This is a genomic window from Rheinheimera nanhaiensis E407-8 (genome assembly GCF_000296695.1).
GTDB lineage: Bacteria > Pseudomonadota > Gammaproteobacteria > Enterobacterales > Alteromonadaceae > Alishewanella > Alishewanella nanhaiensis.
Genome location: NZ_BAFK01000020.1, coordinates 60,972 through 67,513, shown reverse-complemented (window position 1 = coordinate 67,513; position 6,542 = coordinate 60,972). Strand labels below are relative to the sequence as shown.

Sequence of the window (6,542 nt, the reverse complement as noted above, 5' to 3'; positions counted from 1 at the left end):
TACATACCTCTTACCATCAGGCGGTCGCGGCTACCGGCAGGGTAAGGTCCACCGATCCTAATTTGCAGAATATTCCTATTCGTACTGAAGAAGGTCGTCGTATTCGCCAGGCCTTTATCGCCCCGCCGGGTAAGAAGATAGTCGCTGTCGACTATTCGCAAATTGAGCTGCGGATTATGGCACACCTGTCGCAGGATAAGGCCTTGCTACAGGCCTTTGCCAACGGGCTGGATATCCACCGCGCTACGGCGGCAGAAGTATTTGGCGTCAAGCTGGAAGAGGTGAGTACCGAGCAGCGCCGTAGTGCCAAAGCGGTTAACTTTGGCCTGATTTACGGTATGTCGGCATTTGGTTTGGCCAAGCAACTTGGGGTTAGCCGCAACGACGCCCAGCAGTATGTCGACCGCTATTTTGAGCGCTTCCCCGGTGTGCTCGATTATATGGAGCGTACCCGTAAGCAAGCGCATGAGCTGGGCTATGTTGAAACCCTGTTTGGCCGGCGGCTGTATTTGCCGGAGATCAATGCGCAGAATATGGCGCGGCGCAAAGGGGCTGAACGCGCGGCCATTAATGCGCCGATGCAGGGCACAGCGGCTGACATCATTAAAAAAGCCATGATAGTGGTGGACAATTGGATCCAGCAGCACAGCGCCGCCACAGTGGCGATGATCATGCAGGTACATGATGAGTTGGTGTTTGAAGTCGATGAAGCAGCAGTGCCTCAGGTGATACCTGAACTGGTAAAGCTGATGGCGCAGGCGGCAACGCTGGATGTGCCACTGCTGGCCGAGGCTGGTTTTGGCGATAACTGGGATCAGGCGCATTAAGGTTGAACTTATCCGCCCAGGCTGAGTCTGACTGAGCAGTTACATTATCCCTCTCTCCTGTTTCATCTCGTATCCCGCCTTAATGGCGGGATTTTTTTTGGTAATTTTATTACCTAAATTAATCTTTTGCTGCAACAAAAACCAATTTATGTAGTTTTATTACATAAAATGCTTGCATTTTTTAGCCAGCTGATTAAAATTTGTCGGGTAGGGTACAGAGGTAAGATGTTCTATCTTTCAGTGTCAGGCGATAGCCAGCACCGATGAAAGTAGGCTTATTTAGCCGCCCCACTGCTTGCAGTGGGGCGTTTTTTTTGTTTCTGTTTTTTTACTAAACAACGCCAGTGGTACAGCCGCAAGTGGATAAAACGATGGGCGCCGGCTGCATGCGGCTGAGTAAAACTGAAAATTTACGAGATTTTTTAGAGTAAATACTTCAAACCGAGAAAATTTGCGCTATAATGCAGTTGTCTTAGCGATAAGACACCCTGTTGATTTGAAATTATAGCTTCTCCCCGTTTGCTATGGCCGACACCCAAGGGTGTCGGTTTTTTTCTGTCTGTTACTCAGTGCCAGCGGCCTCGTCCGGCGCGGCAAACCAGAGATCCAACACCTGCTCTAACTCTGTTAAGCCTTGTTTATTTAACGAGCTGAACGTATGCACGGTAACATCACCCATAAAGGCCAGGCTGGCTTCGCGCACTTCTAACAAGGTTTTTTTACGGGCGCCGGGGCCAAGTTTATCGGCCTTGGTTAACAGAATAAGCACTGGCAGCTCACTTTGTACCGCCCAGTGCACTAAATCCTGATCCAGATCTTTCAGTGGGTGGCGGATATCCATCAGCACGACCAGCCCTTTTAAGCTGTCGCGCTTCATCAGGTATTCTGCCAGTGACTTTTGCCATTTCTCTTTAATGGCCAGTGGTACCTTAGCAAAGCCATAGCCGGGTAAATCAATCAGCCGGCGCTGGTTATCCAGGCTAAAGGTGTTAATCAGCTGAGTGCGCCCCGGCGTTTTACTGGTGCGGGCCAAACTATTTTGCCGGGTCAGCGTATTAAGTGCGCTGGATTTACCGGCATTAGAGCGGCCGGCAAAGGCCACTTCGATACCACTGTCGGCAGGTAAGGCATTGATATCGGGGGCGCTGGTTAAAAAACTGGCGCGTTGATAATTGATTTTCGACTTGTACACTGCCTTCTCCGGCAACTAATTTGGCGCTATTGTAGCGGATCTGGCTGATCGGCAGAAGCTTTTGCCGCATTGATGGGATTTTACTTTGGGCAGTTTCGTGTAAAATAGGCATAAAAATTAAGGTTATTTCACTTGGTTGCCAGTATGCTGGCGGTTTAATGCGGACAGAGACGGATAAAAAATGAAAAAAATGCTATTTCCACTGACGCTGTTATTCGGTCTTATCGGAACAGCCCAGGCGTTTGACGGTGACGCTGAAGCAGGTAAAGCAAAGTCAGCGGTATGTGCAGCGTGCCACACTGCTGACGGTAACAGCGCAGTTGACATGTATCCTAAGCTGGCAGGCCAGCATGCACCTTATCTGTATAAGCAACTGCGTGATTATAAAACCGGTATGGAAACCGCCGGTAAGCAAGGCCGTAATAACAGCATTATGTTTGGCATGGTCGCCGCGTTATCCGACCAGGATATGAAAGATCTGGCCGCCTACTTTGCCTCGCAGAAGATGAAAGCTGGCAGCACGCCAGAGAATGTCATCGCCAGGGGTGAAAAGCTGTATCGTGGCGGTGATGCTGACCGCGGTATCGCCGCCTGTATCGCTTGCCATGGCCCGCGCGGCAACGGCACCAGTTTGGGAGGCTTCCCGAAGATTTCTTACCAGCACGCGAATTACCTGAAAACTACGCTGCAGGAATTTCGTAGTGGCCAGCGCGCTAACGACTTAAACGGTATGATGCAAGACATCGCGAAAAAGCTGACAGACGAAGATATTGAGGTGTTGTCACAGTATTTGGGTGGTCTGCACTAGGCGGTTTCTGGTTACTCATCGTAGAAAAGCCGGCGTTTATCGCCGGCTTTTTTATGGCTTCCAGCCGGGTTTTGTAAGAGATCTCTTACATATTGTGTGAGAAATCTGCCATCATGAGATTTTTATTGAACTTTTTTATAAGCACATTTTCTGCATATTTATTTGAATTTAAATGGAAAAATATATTCCTTGTCGTTATTTCCGCTTTTTTTTTATGCAGATGCTTGCCATCTGGTCAGATTGGAGTAAATTGTCAGCAGTTACATTTAGTAACGCCTAATAACAAGGACTAGCGGCAAGGAAGTGTCAGTACCAGTACGCCAGTGCGCGGTGCCTTTTGTTAATACACATCAGGATGATGTGCCGCGTGATTTCACGCTCAGGGATGGTTACCAAAGTATCAGGAAGATCGTAAAGAATAAAAATTCAGCCAGGAAGGCGATATAAAACAGGGAATCAGAAAACAGGGTGTTGCAGCAACATCAGGAAGATGACAGCGAATGAGAGAAGTGTCCACCTGACACAAGTATATCCAGGGCGATAAGATGATCTTATCGCCTTTTTCTTTTTAGCCGTTGTAGTTAATAGTATGTCTAAGCCAAGCTGTCCGCTCTGTTTTGCCTCCTCGTGCGCTTTTTTTCATCAGGATAAGCAGCGCTGCTATTGGCGTTGCCCCCAGTGTGAACTGGTGTTTGCCGACAGAAGCAGCCTGCTGTCAGCAGCCGCTGAGCACGCCCAGTATCAGTTACATAATAATGATATTAATGACAGCGGTTATCGCCGGTTTTTACAGCGCTTAGCGACGCCCTTGCTGGAGGCTTTAGACCGTAGCGATCTGCAGGGGCTGGATTTTGGCTGTGGCCCGGGCCCGTTGTTGGCAAAAATGCTGACGGAAGCTGGCCAGCAGATGGCGGTCTGGGACCCGTTTTTTGCACCCGATAACACAGTGCTCGAGCGGCAGTACGACTTTATCAGCTGCAGTGAGGCGATAGAGCATTTTGTTAACCCGGCGCAGGAATGGGCGCTATGGCAGCGGCTGTTAAAACCCGGTGGCACCCTGGCCATTATGACCAAGCGCTATACTACCGCAGAAGCCTTTGCCAACTGGCACTACAAGCTGGACCCGACCCATGTTAGCTTTTTCCACCTTAACACCTTTCATTATCTGGCCAGGCGCGATGGTTACCGCCTGCAGGTAGCGGCAAATGATGTGGTGGTGTTACAGCGTATAAAGCATTAGTGTTTAGCGGCAAAACTGGTTAAAATGTGCGCCCTTTTTTACAGGTAGCAACCATGACTCGCAAGAAAAAAACGCGCTCGGCCGGTACTAATGGCCAGCGGCATTTGTCGGCTGAAGATATTCGTAAAACCCGGCAACCAAAAGAAGAGACCAAGAAAAAGGGTGCTGGCTTAAAATCAGGCAGCCGTAACAGTATGTTGGCTAAAACCCCGGAGGCTAAGCGCGAGTCAGCACCAAAAGATAAGCGGCTGGGCAGTAAAAAGCCGATAGCTTTGTTAGCGCAAACCGAAGCGGTCCAAAGCGCGCAGATCGCGGTTGTTGAACCCAAAGCCAGTTTGGCCAAGGCCAAGCCGCAGCCACTAAGCCCGCAGCAGGAGCTGGCGCTGATTGAAAACGACAGCCAATTGCAAGCGCTGTTAGAGCGGGTCGAGCGTGATGAGATCCTAACCGGCAAAGATGCTAAGTACTTTAACGCTAAAATTGCCCGCATGGAGCAGTTGATGGCTGAGTTAGGCCTGAGCGATGATGACGCTGATGCTGATCCACTGGCGGCCTTTGAAAGTAAAGATTGGCGTAAAGACATTTTAGGCGACGAGGATTAACCGTGACGACTGCTGTGTGGCTGGCTATTGCTGTTGGTGCCCTGATTATCGCCGGTTTGGCATTTTATGCCGGTACTTTGCTGATGCGTTTGCAACAACAGCGCCGGCAGCAGCTGCAACAAGCTGCCCGGTTGCAACAGCAACAAGCAGAAAAAGCCTTGTACCTGCGCGACAGCATCATTCTGATTTGCAAAGCGATGCGTGAAGAGCAGTGCGAGCTGTCCGAGGGCGCGCTGCGGTTATGGGTGTTGCTGGATCATCTGGTGCCAGAGCGTACGCCAGATCCACAAACCACTTATCCCGGCTTGTTTCAGATGTATCAGGTAGTCAAAGATATGCCAACACATCAGGCGCGTAAGGCGCAGGCAAAAAGCCTGACCCGCCAGCAGGATAAAGTTCGGCTACAAGCGGAACAAGACTTTAAACAGCCTATATTGGCTGACGTGGCGGCCTTGCTACAGCGGTTTCAACCGCAGTAACAAAGCACAGCTGCAGGAAAATCGGCGGTTACTGTTTGTAGACCTGGCCGCCTTTCATCACAAAGCGTACCTGGCCCATGGCATTAATGTCCTCTAATGGGTTGCCCTCTACCGCAATAATGTCGGCCAGTTTACCGGCTTTAATGCTGCCCAGTTCGTCTTCTACCCCCAGCAAACGGGCGCCTTCAATAGTGGCGCTTTGTATTGCCACCATTGCTGGCATACCCGCTTCGGTCATATAGACAAATTCCCGCCAGTTATTGCCGTGTTCAAACACGCCGGCATCAGTGCCAAAGGCAATTTTTACCCCGGCTTTATAGGCTTCGGCAAAGGTTTGCTGAATTTTGCCGCCGATAGTGGCCGCTTTGGGCCTGACCAGTTCAGGAAAGAAACCGGCAATGCGCGATTTCTCTTCCGCCCATTTACCGGCACTGATGGTCGGCACAAAATAAGTACCTTGTTTACGCATCATCGCCATGGTGGCTTTGTCCATATAGGTGCCGTGCTCGATAGAGTGCACACCGGCTTTTATCGCCCGCTCCATACCTTCTTTACCATGCGCATGCACGGCCACTTTCATGCCGTAGTCTTTGGCGGTGCTGACAATAGCCGCCAGCTCATCGTCAGTAAACTGCGGGTTACTGCCACTTTTCGCCACGCTGAGCACACCACCGGTGGCGGTGATTTTAATGAGATCTGAGCCTTCTTTATAACGTTGCCGTACCGCTTTACGCGCGTCGTCAGCCCCGTTGATCACGCCCTCTTTCGGGCCGGGATCGGCCATCAGCGCCGCAGCGACGCCATTGGTGGGGTCGGCATGGCCACCGGTGGTGGCAATAGATTTACCGGCAGCATAAATACGCGGCCCTTTAACATAGCCTTTGGCAATGGCTTTTTTTAGCGCGGTGCTGATTTGGTGGTTATCCCCCAGTTCGCGCACTGTGGTAAAACCGGCCAAGAGCGTTTTCTCGGCAAAGGTCGCCCCACGCAGCGCATAGTCGGCCTCGTTCATGGTAAAGCCTTCGCTGTAAACGGTGGGGCTGAACTGGGTGTAAAAGTGGGTGTGCATATCCATCAGCCCCGGCAGCACCGTGTGCTGGCGCAAATCTATCACGGTGTCGGTTTCGCCCGGCGGGGTGAAGCCGGCTTGCAGTGCAACAATTTTATCCTGTTCAATGACAATGGTTTGCTGCGACAACATCTTGTTGTCTTCTGCGGTAATCAGGTTACCGGCGTAAATCAGGGTGGCCGCCTGGGCAGATAGCGAAACCAGCAGACTACTTATTAACACAGCAAGCGACGTTTTATTCATAGTTGTAGTGCCTTTTGTGATGAAGGGTAAAAAAGCAGTGTTAGCCGCTGTTTGCACAGAGGCAACCGGCTTGAGACCAACA

Annotated in this window: 7 protein-coding genes; 5 read left to right on the top strand and 2 right to left on the bottom strand. The window is 50.7% G+C overall.

The genetic code is table 11. The features are described from left to right. The coding region (locus tag RNAN_RS14860; RefSeq protein ID WP_237739934.1) for a DNA polymerase at positions 1 to 827 on the top strand (827 nt) is incomplete at its 5' end. A gap of 562 nt (positions 828 to 1,389) precedes the next feature. Here the strand turns inward: RNAN_RS14860 and yihA are convergent. Further along, a complete protein-coding gene (gene yihA / locus RNAN_RS14855) occupies positions 1,390 to 2,019 on the bottom strand; it encodes a ribosome biogenesis GTP-binding protein YihA/YsxC (protein WP_008223257.1) in 630 nt (209 codons plus the stop codon). 181 nt (positions 2,020 to 2,200) lie between these two features. Between yihA and RNAN_RS14850 the strand changes: the two genes are divergently transcribed. The 4 genes from RNAN_RS14850 to RNAN_RS14835 all read left to right on the top strand — a co-directional run bounded on the left by RNAN_RS14850 (position 2,201) and on the right by RNAN_RS14835 (position 5,148). Further along, positions 2,201 to 2,827, top strand: a complete 627-nt coding sequence (locus RNAN_RS14850) for a c-type cytochrome (protein WP_008223256.1) — start codon at positions 2,201 to 2,203, stop codon at positions 2,825 to 2,827. A 688-nt stretch (positions 2,828 to 3,515) separates the two neighbouring features. After that, positions 3,516 to 4,067: a class I SAM-dependent methyltransferase gene (locus RNAN_RS14845; RefSeq protein WP_237739933.1), complete on the top strand. Its 552-nt coding sequence runs from the start codon at positions 3,516 to 3,518 to the stop codon at positions 4,065 to 4,067. Positions 4,068 to 4,120: 53 nt separating this feature from the next. Next, positions 4,121 to 4,669 (top strand): Der GTPase-activating protein YihI, encoded by a 549-nt coding sequence (gene yihI, locus RNAN_RS14840; RefSeq protein ID WP_008223254.1) that lies wholly within the window; start codon positions 4,121 to 4,123, stop codon positions 4,667 to 4,669. Between the two features lie 2 nt (positions 4,670 to 4,671). Further along, complete coding sequence (locus RNAN_RS14835; protein WP_008223253.1) at positions 4,672 to 5,148, top strand: DUF2489 domain-containing protein; 477 nt, start codon at positions 4,672 to 4,674, stop codon at positions 5,146 to 5,148. 28 nt (positions 5,149 to 5,176) lie between these two features. On the opposite strand, the gene RNAN_RS14830 is transcribed toward RNAN_RS14835, so the two are convergent. Beyond that, the gene (locus RNAN_RS14830) at positions 5,177 to 6,460 is read right to left on the bottom strand and encodes a metal-dependent hydrolase family protein (protein WP_008223252.1); all 1,284 of its coding nucleotides are present in this window, start codon (positions 6,458 to 6,460) and stop codon (positions 5,177 to 5,179) included. Positions 6,461 to 6,542: the final 82 nt, after the last annotated feature.